General features: G+C 64.6%; 15 protein-coding genes. 7 read left to right on the top strand and 8 right to left on the bottom strand.

Translation table 11 applies throughout. From position 1 onward, the window contains the following. Nucleotides 1–241: 241 nt before the first annotated feature. From cobG to A4C63_RS05735, 7 genes are all read left to right on the top strand, one after another. Nucleotides 242–1,573 (top strand): precorrin-3B synthase, encoded by a 1,332-nt coding sequence (gene cobG / locus A4C63_RS05765; RefSeq protein WP_172827487.1) that lies wholly within the window; start codon nt 242–244, stop codon nt 1,571–1,573. Further along, on the top strand, nt 1,566–2,192 hold the full coding sequence (locus tag A4C63_RS05760; RefSeq protein WP_003257545.1) for a precorrin-8X methylmutase: 627 nt from the start codon (nt 1,566–1,568) through the stop codon (nt 2,190–2,192). Before cobG ends, A4C63_RS05760 begins: the two co-directional genes overlap by 8 nt. Then, nucleotides 2,189–2,923 (top strand): precorrin-2 C(20)-methyltransferase, encoded by a 735-nt coding sequence (locus A4C63_RS05755; RefSeq protein ID WP_016712210.1) that lies wholly within the window; start codon nt 2,189–2,191, stop codon nt 2,921–2,923. The genes A4C63_RS05760 and A4C63_RS05755 overlap by 4 nt, the downstream gene beginning before the upstream one ends. 2 nt (nt 2,924–2,925) lie before the next feature. Then, nucleotides 2,926–4,608, top strand: a complete 1,683-nt coding sequence (gene cobJ / locus A4C63_RS05750) for a precorrin-3B C(17)-methyltransferase (RefSeq protein ID WP_063911872.1) — start codon at nt 2,926–2,928, stop codon at nt 4,606–4,608. Between the two features lie 93 nt (nt 4,609–4,701). Next, nucleotides 4,702–5,385: a hypothetical protein gene (locus tag A4C63_RS05745; RefSeq protein ID WP_063911871.1), complete on the top strand. Its 684-nt coding sequence runs from the start codon at nt 4,702–4,704 to the stop codon at nt 5,383–5,385. Between the two features lie 59 nt (nt 5,386–5,444). Beyond that, nucleotides 5,445–6,137, top strand: coding sequence for a hypothetical protein (locus A4C63_RS05740; RefSeq protein WP_172827486.1), 693 nt, complete (start codon nt 5,445–5,447; stop codon nt 6,135–6,137). Next, on the top strand, nt 6,130–6,753 hold the full coding sequence (locus A4C63_RS05735) for a hypothetical protein (RefSeq protein ID WP_063911870.1): 624 nt from the start codon (nt 6,130–6,132) through the stop codon (nt 6,751–6,753). The genes A4C63_RS05740 and A4C63_RS05735 overlap by 8 nt, the downstream gene beginning before the upstream one ends. Here the strand turns inward: A4C63_RS05735 and A4C63_RS05730 are convergent. The 8 genes from A4C63_RS05730 to prmA form a co-directional block, all read right to left on the bottom strand. Further along, nucleotides 6,750–7,346 carry a MarC family protein gene (locus A4C63_RS05730; RefSeq protein ID WP_063911869.1) on the bottom strand — a complete coding sequence of 199 codons (597 nt, stop codon included), beginning with the start codon at nt 7,344–7,346 and terminating at the stop codon, nt 6,750–6,752. The two genes, A4C63_RS05735 and A4C63_RS05730, sit on opposite strands and share 4 nt — an antisense overlap. A 177-nt stretch (nt 7,347–7,523) precedes the next feature. Further along, a complete protein-coding gene (locus tag A4C63_RS05725) occupies nt 7,524–10,295 on the bottom strand; it encodes a hybrid sensor histidine kinase/response regulator (protein ID WP_063911868.1) in 2,772 nt (923 codons plus the stop codon). A 144-nt stretch (nt 10,296–10,439) separates the two neighbouring features. Next, complete coding sequence (gene purD, locus A4C63_RS05720) at nt 10,440–11,735, bottom strand: phosphoribosylamine--glycine ligase (protein ID WP_063911867.1); 1,296 nt, start codon at nt 11,733–11,735, stop codon at nt 10,440–10,442. A 111-nt stretch (nt 11,736–11,846) separates the two neighbouring features. Next, nucleotides 11,847–13,454, bottom strand: a complete 1,608-nt coding sequence (gene purH, locus A4C63_RS05715) for a bifunctional phosphoribosylaminoimidazolecarboxamide formyltransferase/IMP cyclohydrolase (protein WP_063911866.1) — start codon at nt 13,452–13,454, stop codon at nt 11,847–11,849. An 81-nt stretch (nt 13,455–13,535) separates the two neighbouring features. Next, entirely contained in the window at nt 13,536–13,856 is a 321-nt protein-coding gene (gene fis, locus A4C63_RS05710) for a DNA-binding transcriptional regulator Fis (RefSeq protein WP_012274390.1), read from the bottom strand. Continuing rightward, complete coding sequence (gene dusB, locus A4C63_RS05705) at nt 13,853–14,866, bottom strand: tRNA dihydrouridine synthase DusB (protein WP_046613238.1); 1,014 nt, start codon at nt 14,864–14,866, stop codon at nt 13,853–13,855. The genes fis and dusB overlap by 4 nt, the downstream gene beginning before the upstream one ends. A gap of 254 nt (nt 14,867–15,120) precedes the next feature. Beyond that, nucleotides 15,121–16,506: a DUF3426 domain-containing protein gene (locus tag A4C63_RS05700; RefSeq protein ID WP_063911865.1), complete on the bottom strand. Its 1,386-nt coding sequence runs from the start codon at nt 16,504–16,506 to the stop codon at nt 15,121–15,123. Nucleotides 16,507–16,548: 42 nt separating this feature from the next. Continuing rightward, a complete protein-coding gene (gene prmA / locus A4C63_RS05695; protein ID WP_063911864.1) occupies nt 16,549–17,427 on the bottom strand; it encodes a 50S ribosomal protein L11 methyltransferase in 879 nt (292 codons plus the stop codon). Between the last annotated feature and the right edge of the window lie 111 nt (nt 17,428–17,538).

The raw sequence follows: 17,538 nt of genomic DNA, 5'->3' as shown, positions 1-17,538 counted from the left end.
TATTCGTTCCGCCATTTTTGGGGCCGCTGTGCGCCCCTTCGCGGGCTCGCCCGCTCCCACAGGTACAGCGCAGCCGTTGCGGGTAGCGGTGATCCTGTGGGAGCGGGCGAGCCCGCGAAGAAGGCGGCGCGGTCCTGAATTTCTATTCGATCGCCGAGGATGCTCGACCACCGGCTTTTCATGCCGCCGGACAAAGCAGGCATAATACCGCGCCTTCTACACTCAAGCGCATTTTCACAGATTGCCGGACGCCCCTTTGAACCAGGCCCATGCCCCCCATGTATCGCCCCGTCCCTCGGCCTGCCCGGGGTTATGGCGCATCGTCGGTGCCCGTGATGGCGGTATCTGCCGCATCAAGCTGCCGGGTGGCCTGTTGCTGGCCGACCAGGCCGATGCGGTGGCGGCGGCAGCCGAGCGTTTCGCCGGTGGCGTGATCGAGGCCACCAACCGCGGCAACCTGCAGATTCGCGGCATTGGCAGCGAGCATCGCGCCCTGGTCGAGACACTGCTCGCTGCCGGCCTGGGGCCACGTGATGCCGCCGGTGACGATGTGCGCAACCTGATGCTCAGCCCACTGGCCGGGCATGACCCGGCGATGCTGCTTGACGCTCGGCCGCTGGCCGGGCAGATCCTCGACCTGCTGGAAGGCACCCCGCGTTTTCACCAGTTGTCGGCCAAGTTCGCCGTGCAGCTGGATGCCGGCGAAAACCTGACCATGCTCGAACACCCCCATGACCTGTGGCTGTCGGCCCTGCGCCTGGAGCAGCAGACCTGGCTGGCGTTTGGCCTGGCGGGTTGCCCGGCAGACGGCCAGGTGCTCGGCGCGGTGCCGGCGGAACAAGGCCTGGCACTGGTGCGTGCGGTGCTTGAGCGTTTCCTCGATCTGGCCACCCCGGTACAGTCGCGCATGCGCCAGTTGCTCGAGGTGTGTTCGACAACCGATTTCATCGACGGGCTCGGCCTGGCCATCCGCCGCGACGCCGCCGTGCTCGCATGGCGACGTGAATCGCACAACGTCTCGTGGCTGGGCGTGCTGCCCCAGGCGCAGGGTCTGGCCTTGGGCGTTGCTCCGCCGCAGGGTCGCCTGACCCCGGCCATGCTGCGTGGCGCCGCGCGTATTGCCCGTGAACGGGGCGATGGCAGCCTGCGCCTGAGCCCCTGGCAAAGCCTGGTGCTGACCAACCTGCAAGCGCAACACGTCGACCACACCCAGGCCGAATTGTCCGCGCTGGGCCTGCTCTGCCACGACCGTGAGCCACTGGCACGCATCAGCGCCTGCACCGGCGCCAGCGGTTGTGCCAAGGCCTTGGGCGAGACCAAGGCCGATGCCGTCACCCTGGCTGCGCTGCTCGGCCCAGGCGTGCCCGGCAGCGTGCACTTGTCCGGTTGCCCCCGATCCTGCGCCGTGGCCCATGTTGCCCCGGCCACCCTGCTGGCCCGCGCGCCGGGCCGTTACGACCTGTACCTGCGTGATGCGCGCCTGCCGGGCTTCGGCGCCCTGCGCGCCACCGACCTTACCTTGAATGAAGCAGGCGCCATGCTCGACCTGCCGACGGAGCACCTTGATGATTGACTACATCCGCGATGGTCAGGAGATCTATCGCAACTCCTTCCGGATCATCCGCGAGGAAGCCCGACTCGAGCGGATACCCGCAGACCTCGAAAAGCTCGCCGTGCGCGTGATCCACGCCTGTGGCATGGTCGACGCCATCGATGGCCTGCAGTTCTCCGAAGGCGCCGGCCGGGCCGGGCGCGAGGCGCTGCTGAACGGCGCGCCGATCCTGTGCGATGCGCACATGGTCGCCGAAGGCATCACTCGCGCCCGCCTGCCGGCCGATAACAAGGTCATCTGCACCCTGCGCGACCCGAGCGTACCGGGCCTGGCGAAAGACGCCGGCAACACCCGTTCTGCCGTGGCCCTGGAGCTGTGGCGACCGCACCTGGAAGGCAGTGTGGTGGTGATTGGCAACGCGCCTACCGCGCTGTTCTACCTGCTGGAAATGCTCGACGCCGGTGCGCCCAAACCGGCACTGATCCTCGGCTTCCCGGTCGGTTTCGTCGGTGCCGCCGAGTCCAAGGCGATGCTCGCTGCCGACAGCCGTGGCGTGCCGTTCGTGATCATGCAGGGCCGCCTGGGCGGCAGTGCGATGGCCGCCGCCGCGGTCAACGCCCTGGCCACGGAGGTGGAATGATGGCGCCGCGTGGACGTCTGCTGGGCCTGGGCGTGGGCCCTGGCGACCCTGAACTGATTACCCTCAAGGCCCTGCGCCTGCTGCGTGAAGCGCCGGTGGTCGGCTACTTCGTGGCCAAGGGCAAGCGTGGCAATGCCTTCGGCATCATCGAGGCGCACTTGCAGCCCGAGCAGACCTTGCTGCCGCTGGTCTACCCGGTAACCACCGAAGCCCTGCCGGCGCCGCTGTCCTATGAACAGGTGATCAGCGACTTCTACGACGAGGCCAGCGTGCAGGTGGCCGAGCATCTGGATGCCGGCCGCGACGTGGCAGTGATCTGCGAAGGCGACCCGTTCTTCTACGGCTCCTACATGTACCTGCACGACCGCCTGGCGCAGCGCTACGAGGCCGAAGTGATCCCCGGCGTCTGCTCGATGCTTGGTGGCGCCTCGGTACTGGGCGCGCCGCTGGTGTACCGCAACCAGAGCCTGTCGGTGCTGTCTGGCGTGTTGCCGGCCGAAGAGCTCAAGCGTCGCCTGGCCGACGCCGATGCGGCAGTGATCATGAAGCTTGGCCGCAACTTCCCCAAGGTGCGCGAAGTGCTGGCCGAACTGGGCCTGGACGGGCGCGCGCTGTATGTGGAGCGGGCGACCATGGCCAACCAGAAGATCGTGCCGCTGGACCAGGTCGACCCGCAGTCGTCGCCGTACTTCTCGCTGATCATCGTGCCGGGTGAAAAATGGCAGGGCTGAACATGCACCGGGCACCGGCGATCGTCATCCTTGGCCAGGGCAGCCTGACCACGGCGCAGCGTATCCAGCAGTGTTATCCACAGGCATCGATCCATGGCCTGGAAGGCCGGGTCGAGGGTGCCGACCTTTATTACACCGCGTTCGGCGATACCCTGCGTGGGCTGTACCAGCAGGACACGCCGATCATCGCCCTGTGCGCCGCGGGTATCGTCATCCGCAGCCTGGCCAGCCTGCTCAGCGAGAAAGGTGTCGAGCCACCGGTACTGGCCGTGGCCGAAGACGGCAGTGCCGTAGTGCCGTTGCTTGGTGGCCTTGGCGGTGTGAACGTGATGGCGCGCGAAATCGCCGAAGCATTGGGCGTTGCTGCGGCCATCACCACCAGTGGCGAATTGCGTTTCGGCACCTGCCTACTGAACCCGCCGCAGGGCTATGCCCTGGCGGATATCGAGCAAGGCAAGCGCTTCGTCTCCGACCTGCTGGCTGGCGAGACGGTGCGCATCGAAGGTGACGCGCCGTGGCTGCAGCAGGCGCAATTGCCTGCCAGTGACGCGGCCCGGCGTACCATCCATGTGGGGCACCAGGCGCGTCCGGCCAGCCGTGACGAACTGCTGATCCACCCACGTTCGGTGGTAGTGGGTGTTGCTGGTGGTAGTCTGGCCAGTATTCGTGCGGCATTGCAGCAGGCCGGCATCGCCGAGCCTGCAGTGGCCTGCCTGCTGGCCGACGAGCAAGCCATGGCCGATAGCGCCCTGCACGAAGCGGCACAGGCCCTGGGTGTTGCCTTGCGCTTTGCCGCCAAGGCGCATGATTTGGCCGGCATGGTTGCTGCGGCATTGCCCGCTGCGCAACTGATCGAGGTGGCAGATGTGGTCATCGCGGTGGCGCCAGCCCCGGTCGAGGTGGCGCAGGTTGGCCGTCGTCGCGGTCGCCTGGCGGTCATCGGCCTGGGGCCGGGGGCTGCCGAACTGATGGTGCCGGCGGTCAAGGCTGAACTGGCGCGGGCCGAGGATGTGCTCGGTTACGAAACCTACGTGCGCATGGCCGGCCCGTTCCGTGACGACCAGGTGCTGCACTGCACCGACAACCGTGAAGAGATGCAGCGTGCCCGGCATGCCTTCGAACTGGCGGCCCAGGGCCGTTCGGTGGTGGTGGTGTCGTCGGGTGACCCGGGTGTGTTCGCCATGGCGGCTGCGGTACTTGAAGCGCTGCACGAGTCCACTGACCCGGCCTGGCACCGGGTGGATCTCGAGATCCTGCCGGGGGTGTCGGCCTCGCTCGCGACGGCCGCCCAGGCGGGCGCGCCGCTGGGTCATGACTTCTGCGTGATGTCGCTGTCGGACAACCTCAAACCCTGGTCGATCATTGAAAAGCGCTTGGACCTGGCGGCCCAGGCCGACCTGGTGCTGGCGTTCTACAACCCGATTTCCAAGTCCAGGCCGCATCAGCTCGGCGTGGCGCTGGAAGTGGTGCGTCGGCACCGTGACGGGAACACGCCTGTAGTCCTTGGCCGCGATATCGGTAGGCCGGGGCAGACGCTGAAGGTCGTCACTTTGGCCGAGCTGCTGCCGGAAATGGTCGACATGCGCACCATGGTACTGGTGGGCTCCTCTACAACCTGCGTGTTTCCTCGTCTGTCGGGCGGGGTGTGGGCCTACACGCCGCGTTGGTACCCGTCGGCCAACTAGTTGCACCGGAAACCCTTCAGCGCGCTGTGTCGTGGGCGCGCTGGCTAAGGTGGTTACCCCTGATTCGAGGGGCAACCACCAAGGAGTTTCCAGATGTCCGAAGCAACACAAGTCACCACCACAAACGATTCCGCCATCCTGGTCGAAGGCAACCTGCTGGCCTGTGGCGCGGGCATGTCTGCACAAAGCCGTCACGATGTGAAGAACGCCTTCCACTTTGCCACGCTGGTGGCCGACAAAGCCTTCGACGCCGAAAAGCAGAGCAGGCAGTGGTACGACAAATTCGTCGATGTCATGCGTGATCTCGGCTTTACCATCCCGCGTCGCAGCTTCGAGCTGGAAACCTCGGCTGAGCTGTCTGTCACCATAGGCGCTATCGCTATCCGCGCGATAGGGGCTGCTGGTAATGCCATGCTGGGTGGCACGGTGCTGGGTGACCTGGCCAAAACCGCTTTCGACAAACTGACCACCGTCGAGAATGACGCCAAGGTGCTCGACCACAAGCGCAAGAACAAGGCCAGGGGCATGGTCGGCCTGGCCGCCTGTATCGAAACCGAAAACAACGATGTGGTGATGGTGGTGAGCTGCATCCAGGCCAGTGCGCCGCAACTGGACGACGACGTGCTGGGCATCCAGTGGAAGCTGGACAAGACCCACTACTACGCCGGCACCGCAGTGCTCACGCTCAATACCTTCGTCTACGACAAAGTCCGCGAAACCGTGGAAAACAAACTCGGCGTGCGCAGTGTCGAGAACGTTCTCCAGTACGACATCTGATTGCAGGGCGGCGTTGTCGCAACGCCGCCTTGTTCGGTTCTTCGTGACGAGGCAACGCAATGGATAGAACAGTTGAAAAACTGATGTTGATTGGCGGAACGGCATTACTGTATCCCGCGGGTACCGGCCAGATTCAACGTCAGGCCGCCTTTGACTCGATACTTTACGCACAGTTGTTGGCCAACAAGAACGCTGGGTCTCGCTTTGAAAACTACGAAGGCTGGTACGCTGCCTACCGAGATGCATACCGCCAACTGGGCTGGATCAAGCTGGCCAGCACGCATGACCTAAAACAGTTGGGGCAACCCGTGCGCAACGCGCAGGTTCAGCCACTTGAGGCATGGCTGAAAATACGCTCGATTCGCCACGAGGCCGTGCTGGGGGCTGTAAAGGCGGGCCTGAACCGATCAGCTGCAGGTTTTCGCCACTTGCTGAAGTTCAGTGTGCAGGACCAGGTGCAGCGTTCGCAGTTGGTGATCGAGCTTGGCCTGCTCAAACCGGGGCCGGCGCTCGACCTTTGCAGCATCACGCTGCAGATAGACAAGCCGATCTCGGGCATCTCGCTGGACATATTGCTGCGCGAGCAGCTGCTTCAGGGTGAAGCCGAGTTCAATGGGCTTTCTCTGGTGCTGGATAACGGGCGCTTCCAACACCAGCGTGAGGAACTGCAGGCGTTGATGAAAACCAAGGATGCCCAAGGAGATTACCGGTTCGACCCCTACGCACTGTCAACAGGAGCAGATCATGAGTGAGGCCACATCTGCCGTGATCGGCGCGGGGATCGTTTCGTTCCTGCCGGGTATTTCTGCGGGGCACAGGGACAAGGTGAAACTGGCCCTGGCGATGGCCGAGCGTTCCACCGAGGCGGCGTACAGGGAAGGGCTGGTCGAGGACTGGTTTGCCTACTACCGCAACCAGCTCAAGTACATGGGCTGGGACGCTGTTTCTGCCGAGCAGGTGCATTGGCCAGACAAGCAGCGTGCCAGGCAAGCTGACCAGGTGCTGGAGACCATTGCCGCAACCGCTGGTGAGCACTTTGCTTCGGTAATCAGTATTTCCATGCACAAACTGTTGGCCAACCCGGCGCCTTTGCGGGAGCTGGAGCGGCGTGCCTACGAACGGCAGCATTTCCAGTTACTGCCCTGTGCGCCGGCCGGCGTCAACCGGGTTGATATGGTGCTTTACCATGAAATGGACGCGCGCTCGGCGTTCAGTGCGGGCTTTATCAGCCACAAGCGCAGCCACCGGAACGTGCGTGCGGAGTTGGTACGCTTCAACCTCCTGGCATTCGAACACAGCTTTTTGCCCAAGGTGCAGGACCGCGTCGTGCAGGTTTCCTTGCAGCGCATTCTGGATTACGGCCTCTAGGGTGCCAGGTAGCCTTTGATGCCGGTGAAGATGATCTGCGCTGCCAGGGCGCAGACGAACAGGCCCATCAGCCGGCTGACGATCTGCAGGCCCTGGTCGCCGAGAATGCGCTCGATTCGGTGCGAGAGGTACAGCACCAGGCCGACGGTGAAGCTGGCCAGGGCGATGCTGATGATGGCCAGCAGCTTGTCGTCCCAGTGCGGGTGGCCGACGCCCATCACCAACAGTGCACCGATGGTGCCCGGGCCGACGGTCAGGGGGATGGTCAGCGGCACGATGGTGACATCCTGCTGCACATTGTCGGCCTGTACCGCGGACTTGCCTTGGGCCATGCCCAGTGCCGAGATGAACAGCACGCTGCCGGCGCCGATGCGGAAGGCGTCGGCGGTGATGCCGAAAATGCCGAAAATCGCCCGCCCGAACAGGTACAGCAGAACACTGGCGATGAGCGCGGCGAACGCCACCTTCCAGGCCAGCTGCTTGCGCTCCTTGCTGGAGTGACCGCGGGTCAGGCTGATGAAGCACGACAGCACGAAGAACGGGCTGTAGAGCACGAGCATTTTCAGGTAGACGCTGAACAACTCATGGAGCATGGGGGCTAGTCCAGGCAGTTATGGCTGGGCAGAGTTTATCAGCAGATTCTGTTGATAGCCTGTGCCGGCCTTTTCGCGGGTGAACCCGCTCCCACAGGGATAGCATTGCCTTCAGGCCTTATGCAGTACCTGTAGGAGCGGGTTCACCCGCGAAGAGGCCGGCACAGGCGCCTCAGATCAGGAACTATGCACCGGATCCACCTTGGCTTCCCGCTGGTTGGCCCAGTACTGGATCAGCTCGCGCAACTGCGACAATTCCACCGGTTTGGCCATGTGCCCGTCCATGCCCGCCAGGCGGGCGCGTTCCTTGTGTTCGGCAAGTATGTGCGCGGTCAGCGCCACCACCGGGGTGCGCTGGCGCTGGTTGGCAGTTTCCCAGGCGCGCAGCTGCTGGGTGGCTGAGAAACCATCCAGTATCGGCATCTCGCAGTCCATCAGCACCAGGTCGTAGTGCTGCGCCTTCATCGCCTGCAAGGCCTCTTCGCCATTGCTGGCGGTGTCGGGCTCGAGGTTGAGCTTGCCGAGCATGCCGCGGATCACCTTGGTCGAGATGCTGTTGTCCTCGGCGACCAGCACGCGGAAATCACCGGGGAGGTCCAGTGCCTGGGGGATACCGGGCAAACTGGCAGGTACGGCTTGCTCGCGGCCGCGCTGGGCCAGTTCTTCGGCCAAGGTGGTTTTCAGCGTGTAGCCGGCCACCGGCTTGGCGAGGATCCGCTTGACCCCGGCGTTGCGCGCAATGACCTTGCTCGGCGCGTTGCTGATGCCGGTGAGCATCACCACCAGGATATCGTGGTTCAGGCTCGGGTCTTCCTTGATCTTGGCGGCCAGCTGCATGCCGGTCATGCCGGGCATGTTCTGGTCCAGCAGCACGGCATCGAAGTAGTCGCGCAGGTGGGCCTTGGTGCGCAGCAGGGCCAGGGCTTCCTTGCCCGACGGGACCGCGCTGACGTTCATGCCCCAGGCACTGCACTGCTGTACCAGCACCTTGCGGCAGGTGTCGTTGTCGTCCACCACCAGTACGCGGGCATCACGCAGCGGGCCGTCGAGGTCGGCCGGCGGCTGTTCCAGGCGCGAAGGGTCAAGCGGCAGGGTCAGCCACAGGGTGTTGCCCATGCCGGTACTGCTCTTGATGCCGAACTCGCCCTGCATCAGGCCGATCAGCTGCTTGGCGATGACCAGCCCCAGGTGGCCGCCCAGCTTGTTGCTGGACAGGAAGTGGTGGCTGTGCAGCTCGGCCTGCAGCAATGCTTCGCGCTCGGCGGCAGGTAACGGTTCGCCGCTGTCCTGCACGGCGATGCGCAGGCGCGGTACCTCGCCGCGCTGGTCCAGCGCCACCACCAGCAGGATCTCGCCCTGGTCGGTGTTTTTCAGGGCATTTTCCAGCAGGCTCGACAAGGCCTGGCGCAGGCGCGTCGGGTCGCCGCTGATCACCCGTGGTACTTGCGGCTGGGTGAAGCTGATCAGCTCGATGTTCTGCTGCTCGGCCTTGGCGCGGAAGATGTTCAGGCAATCCTCGATCAGCGCGTTGAGGTCGAACTGCACGTCATCCAGTTCGATCTGCCGGGATTCCAGCTTGGAAATGTCGAGAATTTCGTTGATCAGCGTGAGCAGTTCGTTGCCGGCGCTGTGAATGGTCTGTACGTAGTCGCGCTGCTTGACCGACAGCGGTGTGCCCAGCAGCAGCTCGGTCATGCCCAGCACACCGTTCATGGGGGTGCGGATTTCGTGGCTGATTTTGGCCAGGAACTCGGCCTTGGCGTTGATTTCGGCATCGCTGGCGGCCAGGGCGCGGCTGGCGCTGAAGCGCTCCTCGCTCATGCGCCGCAGGCGTTCGCTGACCGCCAGGTTGAGCAGCAGGCCACTGACCACGGTCAGGCCCAGCAGGATGCACAGCAGCCAGGGCGTCGAAGTGCGGGTCAGGCCCAGCAGTGCTGGCAGCAGCACCAGGCCACCGAGGTTGAATACCATCATGGCCAGGCTGAACAGGCGTGCAGGTGCATAGCCCTTGTACCAGTGGTAGCTGCTGACCAGCAGCATGCTCACGCTGCCCAGGGCCATCAAGGCGTAGGTCATCAGGTTGAGGGGCAGGGTGTCGACAAACAGCAACACCAGCCCGCTGACCCCGACCACCAGCATTTCCCCATGCAGCAGGCGGTTAAGCCGTGGTGAATTGCATGGCGAGAAGAAATGCTGGGTGAAATACAGCCCGGCCAGGCCGGCCAGGACCAGCGTCAGGTACGCGGCGGGCGTTTGCGCGCTGTGCCACACGTGCCACCAAGGGCCGCTGAGGTTCAGCAGGATCAGGCCGCTGAGCAGCATCAGGCCGTGGTACAGCGCCAGGATCAGGGTGGTGCTGGAGCGGCTGTAGAGGAAGCGGATCAGGTTGTGCATGATCAGCATCACCAGGCCGCCGAAAAGCATGCCGAACAGCAGCGGCTGGCGCTGGTCGGAGGCGGCCACGGCTGCAGGCTCCAGGCTGATGGCCGGGCGCAGCTGGTGCTCGGAAACCAGACGCAGGTAGATATCCAGGGGTTGCTTGCTGTTGGGCAGGGGCAGTACATGGTCGCTGCCACGCAGGGTCGGGCTGGCATTGCCGGCCTGGCGCCCGTGGTGCAGCTGACGCAGAAGTCGGTCGCCCTCGAGGGCGTAGAGGTCCAGGCCAGACAGGTCTGGGGCGAAAACCCGCAGCAGTTGTTCCTGGTCGCCGGGTTCCAGGCGGTAGTGCAGCCACAGGGCCTGTTCCGCAGGGGCGGCATTCAGGTCGGCGAGGACCAGAGGGCTGAACTGGTTGCGGTAACGTTCGGAGCGGACGTCGCTCAGTTGCAGGTTGGCCTGTTCGTCGAGCAGAACGGCCCAGCCTCCGTCATGTTCGGCCGCAGCCGGGAACATGCAGAGCAAGGTCAGCAAGCTGACGATCAGAGCTGAGGCAATCCGAAGCCGACGCACTACGAAATCCCTTCTTAGCCAAGGTGCCGGGTACTAACTATGCGCGGCGCGCCAAGTCGAAGGCAAGGCCCCTCGGGGCCTTGTCGACGAGCCGGATGCCGCAGGCACAAGGCGCTGCGGCGCACTGCGGCAGTCCGGCACAACTTACTGCTGGTGCTCACCGCGCTCGCGGGCGATGGCCCGGTAGCCAATGTCGGTGCGGTAGAAGCTGCCGTTCCAGCTTACTTCCTTGGCCAGGCGGTAAGCCTGCTGCTGCGCGTCGGCAACGGTGCTGCCCATGGCGGTGGCACACAAAACGCGGCCGCCGTTGGTGACCACTTGGCCATCCTTGAGCGAAGTACCGGCGTGGAACACCTTGCCTTCGATCTTCGCGGCAGCGTCCAGGCCGCTGATCACGTCGCCCTTGGCGTAGTCGCCCGGGTAACCGCCGGCAGCCAGCACCACGCCCAGGCTCGGGCGCGGGTCCCATTGCGCTTCGACCTTGTCCAGCGCCTTGGCGAATGCAGCCTCGACCAGCAGCACCAGGCTCGATTCCAGGCGCAACATGACCGGCTGGGTCTCAGGGTCGCCGAAGCGGCAGTTGAACTCGATGACCTTGGGGTTGCCCGCCTTGTCGATCATCAGGCCGGCGTAGAGGAAGCCGGTGTAGACGTTGCCTTCCTCGGCCATGCCGCGCACGGTCGGCCAGATCACCTGGTCCATCACACGCTGGTGCACTTCGGCGGTGACCACCGGGGCAGGGGAGTAGGCACCCATGCCGCCGGTGTTCGGGCCGGTGTCCTGGTTGCCGACGCGCTTGTGGTCCTGGCTGGTGGCCATGGGCAGCACGTTCTGGCCGTCGACCATGACGATGAAGCTGGCTTCCTCGCCGTCGAGGAACTCTTCGATGACCACGCGAGAACCCGCATCGCCGAAGGCGTTGCCGGCCAGCATGTCACGCACGGCGGCTTCGGCTTCTTCCAGGGTCATGGCGACGATCACGCCCTTGCCCGCGGCCAGGCCGTCGGCCTTGATAACGATCGGCGCGCCTTTTTCCTGCAGGTAGGCCAGCGCCGGCTCGATTTCGGTGAAATTCTGGTAGTCGGCGGTCGGGATCTTGTGACGTGCCAGGAAGTCTTTGGTGAAGGCCTTGGAGCCTTCCAGCTGGGCCGCGCCCTTGGTCGGGCCGAAGCAGTCCAGGCCGCGGCTGCGGAACAGGTCGACCACGCCGATGACCAGCGGCGCTTCCGGGCCGACGATGGTCAGGTCGACGTTCTTCTCGGCGAAGTCAGCCAGTTGCTCCAGGGCGCACACGTCGATGGCGACGTTCTCGCACTTGGCTTCAATGGCGGTGCCGGCGTTGCCCGGGGCAACGAAGACTTTCTCGACGCGAGGGTCCTGGGCGACTTTCCAGGCCAGGGCGTGCTCACGGCCGCCGCTGCCGATGATCAAAACTTTCATATCAAAACCTCTGTTTGGCGGCAGTCCTCGTACCCTGTGGGAACGGGTTCACCCGCGAATGCGGCGGTGAACCCGCTCCCACAGAGGCCGAGGATCGACCGGCCATCTTGATTAGTGGCGGAAGTGGCGCATACCGGTGAAGACCATCGCGATGCCGGCTTCGTCAGCAGCAGCAATCACCTCGGCATCACGCATCGAACCGCCTGGCTGGATCACGGCGCTGATACCCACTTTAGCCGCATTGTCGATGCCATCACGGAACGGGAAGAACGCATCCGATGCCATGACCGCGCCCTGCACCTGCAGGCCGGCATGCTCGGCCTTGATTGCAGCAATGCGCGCGGAGTTGACGCGGCTCATCTGGCCGGCGCCGACGCCAATGGTCTGGCGCTGCTTGGCGTAGACAATGGCGTTGGACTTGACGAACTTGGCCACTTTCCAGGCAAACACCAGGTCGTGGATCTCTTGCTCGGTCGGTGCACGCTTGGTGACGATCTTCAGGTCATCGGCAGTGATCATGCCGATATCGCGGCTCTGCACCAGCAGGCCACCGTTGACGCGCTTGAAGTCCCAACCTGCAGCGCGCTCGGCTGGCCACTCGCCGCATTCCAGCAGGCGTACGTTCTGCTTGGCGGCAACCACGTCGCGGGCAGCCTGGGAGATTTTCGGCGCGATGATCACTTCGACGAACTGGCGGTCGACGATGGCCTTGGCGGTTTCGCCGTCCAGCTCGCGGTTGAAGGCGATGATGCCGCCGAACGCCGACTCGGTGTCGGTGGCGTAGGCCAGGTCGTAGGCCTTGCGGATGCCGCCTTCGTCTTCAGGTACCACGGCCACGCCGCACGGGTTGGCGTGCTTGACGATGACGCAGGCCGGCTTGACGAAGCTCTTCACGCACTCCAGTGCGGCGTCGGTGTCGGCCACGTTGTTGAACGACAGCTCCTTGCCCTGCAGCTGGATGGCGGTCGAAACGCTGGCTTCGCCTTTCTTCGCTTCTACGTAGAACGCTGCGCTCTGGTGCGGGTTCTCGCCGTAGCGCATTTCCTGGGCCTTGACGAACTGGCTGTTGAAGGTGCGCGGGAATTCGCTGCGGCCTTCGGTCGACAGGGTCTCTTTGGCCTGGTCGATGGTGCCCATGTAGTTGGCGATCATGCCGTCGTAGGCAGCGGTGTGTTCGAACGCCTTGAGCATCAGGTCGAAACGCTGGGCGTAGGTCAGGCCGCCGGCCTTGAGGCCTTCGACGATGCCGGCGTAGTCGCTGGCGTTGACCACGATGGCCACGTCTTTGTGGTTCTTGGCGGCCGAACGGACCATGGTCGGGCCGCCGATGTCGATGTTCTCGATGGCGGTCGGCAGGTCACAGCCAGGCTTGGAAATGGTCGCTTCGAACGGGTACAGGTTGACCGCTACCAGGTCGATCGGCTTGATGCCGTGCTCGTTCATGATGGCGTCGTCGGTGCCGCGGCGGCCGAGGATGCCGCCGTGGATTTTCGGGTGCAGGGTCTTGACCCGGCCATCCATCATTTCGGCGAAGCCGGTGTAGTCGGCCACTTCCACCGCGTTGACGCCGTTGTCCTTGAGCAGCTTGTAGGTGCCGCCGGTGGACAGGATCTCGACACCGAGCTGCTGCAGCTCACGGGCGAATTCGAGGATACCGGTCTTGTCGGAGACGCTGATCAGGGCGCGGCGGACTGGCAGGCGGGTAGTCTGGTCGGTCATTTCGGGTTCCAATAACGCGGTGGAGTCAGCAAAAAAGGCGCCTCTGTTCAGGGAGCCGCCTTTTCTGGTTGGGATTCTGGCTTACAACAAGTCGTACTGCTTGAGCTTCTTGCGCAGGGTGCCTCGGTTCAGCCCGAGCATCTCGCTGGCCTTGGTCTGGTTGCCCTTCACGTAGTTCATCACGCTTTCGAGCAGGGGCGCCTCGACTTCGGAGAGCACCAGGTTGTACACGTCCGTCACGGTCGCGCCTTCCAGGTGGGCGAAGTAGTTGTGCAGCGCCTTCTCGACGCTGTCGCGAAGGGTCTGGCCCTCTTCGCTCGGCGTGTTGAGGTGCTGTTTCAGGTTGGCGTTGTCGCTCACGGGCGTTGTTCCACTCACAAATGTCTCGGTCATCATCGTCATGCGGCCACCCCTTGTCCGTCCTCTGTCTCAAGGCTCTGTCGACGTTCGCTGAAAAACGCGCGAACGTTGGCGCACTGCGCTTGTGTGTCTTCCAAAGCGTTGAACCGGGAGCGAAACTCCTTGCCGCCGGGTCGTGTTGCCAGGTACCAGCCAACGTGCTTGCGGGCGATACGTACGCCCATCACATCGCCATAGAAGGCATGCAGCGCGGCCAGGTGCTCCAGCAGGATGCGTTCCACTTCGTCCAGCTGCGGCGCTGGCAGGTGTTCGCCAGTGCGCAGGTAATGCTCGATCTCGCGAAAGATCCATGGCCGCCCCTGGGCGGCCCGGCCGATCAACAGGCCATCGACCCCGGTGGCGTCCAGCACCGCCCGGGCTTTTTCTGGCGAGGTGATATCGCCGTTGGCAAAAACCGGGATCGACACCGCCTGCTTGATGGCAGCGATGGTGTCGTATTCGGCTTCGCCGGTGTACAGGTCGGCGCGTGTGCGGCCATGCACCGCCAGCGCCTGGATGCCGGCCTGTTCGGCGATCCTCGCCACGTTCAGGCCGTTCTTGTTCGCCCGGTCCCAACCGGTGCGGATCTTCAGGGTCACCGGGACGTCCACGGCGCCGACCACGGCGTGGAGGATCTCGCTGACCAAGGCTTCATCTCTCAATAAAGCAGAGCCTGCGGCTTTGTTGCAGACTTTTTTTGCCGGGCAGCCCATGTTGATATCAATGATCTGGGCGCCTGCTTCGACGTTGGCCTTTGCCGCCGCTGCCATCATCTGCGCATCACCACCGGCGATCTGCACCGAGCGTGGCTCGGGATCACCTTCATGGATGCGGCGCAGGCTCGACTTGCGGCTGTTCCACAGGCTCATGTCGCTGGAGACCATTTCCGACACCACCATGCCGGCGCCCAGGCGCTGGCAAAGCGTACGGAAAGGCTGGTCCGTGACCCCGGCCATGGGCGCGAGGATCAGGTTGTTACGTAGTGTGTATGGGCCGATGCGTACCGCCGACATAGGTGATCCCTGTTGTGGGGCCGAATCTTGGAGTTCGAAAAAGGGTTGGCATGATACCCGCTCTCGATGACCGGATAAAGATGGATTTGGATAAAATCTGAACAGTTGTCGGCTTATGACATTTGGTGTGGTCGAGGACCCAGGACCTTGCGCGGCCCCTGTGGGAGCGGGCGTGCCCGCGCAGCAGGCGGCGCAATGGATGGCACGGGCTTCGCCCGTGTTCGCGGGCACGCCCGCTCCCACAGGGTTGCGGGTTATTCCGGCGAACGGAAGCTCAGGCTGTAATTCACGGCCTTCGGCCCCGGGTCGAGGATGTCCAGGGCGATATGGATCGGGGTCTGGCTGGGCATTTCGCCGCGCCCGGCCAGTTCACCCGAAAGGTACTCGCTGGGCTTGAAGCGCCGGCTGGCGATCAGCTGGCCATTGAGGTCGGCAAAGCGCAGCTCCAGCAGCGGGAACGGCTGGGCGAACGGCGCGCGGTTGTAGATGATCGCATCGACGATCAGCGCGCCCTTGAAGTCCGGGTGGCTGCGTACCACCAGGTTGCTGCTCTTGATTCGGGCGATATCGACGCGGGTCGGCACCTCGCAGCCGACCAGTGGGCAGACTTGCTGGAAGATCGGCCGGTACTGGTCCTGGCGGGCCATTTCGTCGAAGTGGAACCACACGTACTGGAACGCCAGCAGGCCAGCGGCCAGCAGGGTCAGGAAGCCCCACAGCAGGCGCTTGCCCCAGTTGGGCGCGGGCTTTTCCCAGCCCAGTTGCAGCGGGTCGTCGACCACGTCGACCAGCGGCTCCTTGCGCACGGGGCGCTCGGCTTTGCTGGCAAAGCCCGGTTCCAGGCGTTCGCCGGGCAGCGGCTCGACAGGGTCGTCATCGCGCGCCGAAAGGTGCAGCTCCAGCGGCTCGTCGTCGCGGGCGCTCAGGCCCTGTTCCGGGACGTCGTCATCACTGGCGCGCAGCGGCTCGTTGAATTCAGGGTGGTCATCGATTTCGGCGGCACGGTGTACCGGCGGCTCGTCATCGATGTCCAGGTCCAGGTTGCCACCCAGGGTCGGCTCGGTGCGCTCGCCGGGAGTGGGCTCCAGGTCCAGCTCCAGGTTTGGCTCCAGGGGGTGGGGCTGCAGCAGCACGGGTGCGGGCTCGGCTGCCTTTTGTGCCTCGAAAGGCTCGTCGGTAGCCGTGCCGAACAGGTCGTAGACATGCTCGTCCGGCTGCAACTCGTCGCGCCGTGCCTGCAGCCCGTCATCCTGGTTGGCAGGGCGTGCCGGGGCCTGCTGGCTGCGACGCTCCAGGCGCTCCAGCTCCTTGTCGAGGTCAAGGGCGTCCAGCGCCTGGGCCGTGAGCGCCCAGTCCTCGTCAGGGGTGACGCTGCGCTCGCTGCTGGCGGGCTCAGGGGCGCCTGCTGGCTCGACCACCGGCTCGACCATCGGCGCCTCAGGCTCCGCAGGTGGCGGCGCTTGCACCGCAGGTGTGCCGGCCGCTCCAGGACGGCTCTGTTCCAGCAACTGCCTTGCGGCGTTGAACACCTGCAGGCAGTGGCCGCAGCGCACTACGCCGCGGGCCACGCTCAACTGGTGGTGGGTGACGCGAAAGCTGGTCTGGCAATGCGGGCACTGGGTGACGAAACTGTCGGTCATGCGGCGATCCGGGAGCTGTGCAGAGAAGTATTCTAGGCCCGCTTAACGGCGGCGACCACTGATGCGTACCCAGCCGTCGCGCACGACGATCGGGTCCAGCTCGAAGTCGGCGGCATAGGCCGCGGCCACTTCCTCACCCTGCTCGGCGAGGATGCCCGACAGCGCCAGCAGGCCCCCTGGGCGGACCAGGCCGGACAGTTGCGGTGCCAGCGACACCAGCGGGCCGGCGAGGATGTTGGCGACCAGCACATCGGCCTGCATGGCCGGCATGTGCTCGGGCAGGTACAGCGCCAGCTTCTCGTCGGCGATACCGTTGCGCTGGGCGTTGTCGCGCGAAGCCTCGATGGCCTGCACGTCGATGTCGGTACCGACCGCCTCGCGGGCGCCCAGCAGCAGCGCGGCAATGGCCAGAATGCCCGAGCCGCAGCCGAAGTCCAGTACCTGGGTGCCTTCGAGTTGCTGGCCGTCGAGCCATTCCAGGCACAGGGCGGTGGTGGGGTGGGTGCCGGTGCCGAACGCCAGACCCGGGTCGAGCAGCAGGTTCACCGCGTCCTGTTCCGGGGCCTCGTGCCAGCTGGGCACGATCCACAGGCGGCGGCCGAAGCGCATCGGCTGGAAGTTGTCCATCCAGCTGCGTTCCCAGTCCTGGTCCTCGATTACCTCGGCCTGGTGCTCGGGCAGCTCGGTACCGGTCAGCAGGCGCAGGTGGGAGAACACTTGCTCGGGCACGGCATCGGCCTCGAACAGGGCCAGCAGGTGGGTGTGCGACCACAGCGGAGTGGTGTTGAGGTCTGGCTCGAAGATCGGTTGATCCTCGGCGTCCATGAACGTGACCGAGACGGCACCCACTTCGAGCAGGGCATCTTCGTAGGTTTCGGCTTGTTCCGGGCTGATGGCCAGGCGTACTTGCAGCCAGGGCATGGCGGGCACCTTTGGTAAATCGACAGGGGCAGCCCTAGGCTGCGCGAAGGCTGGCAGTTTACGCGAGTGCGGTGGGTTTGTAGAGGACGCCGGAACACCGTGCCGGCTTCT

Origin of the sequence: Pseudomonas sp. p21, assembly GCF_001642705.1 — a bacterium.
Taxonomy (GTDB): Bacteria; Pseudomonadota; Gammaproteobacteria; order Pseudomonadales; family Pseudomonadaceae; genus Aquipseudomonas.
This window is presented reverse-complemented; position numbering and strand designations above follow the sequence as displayed.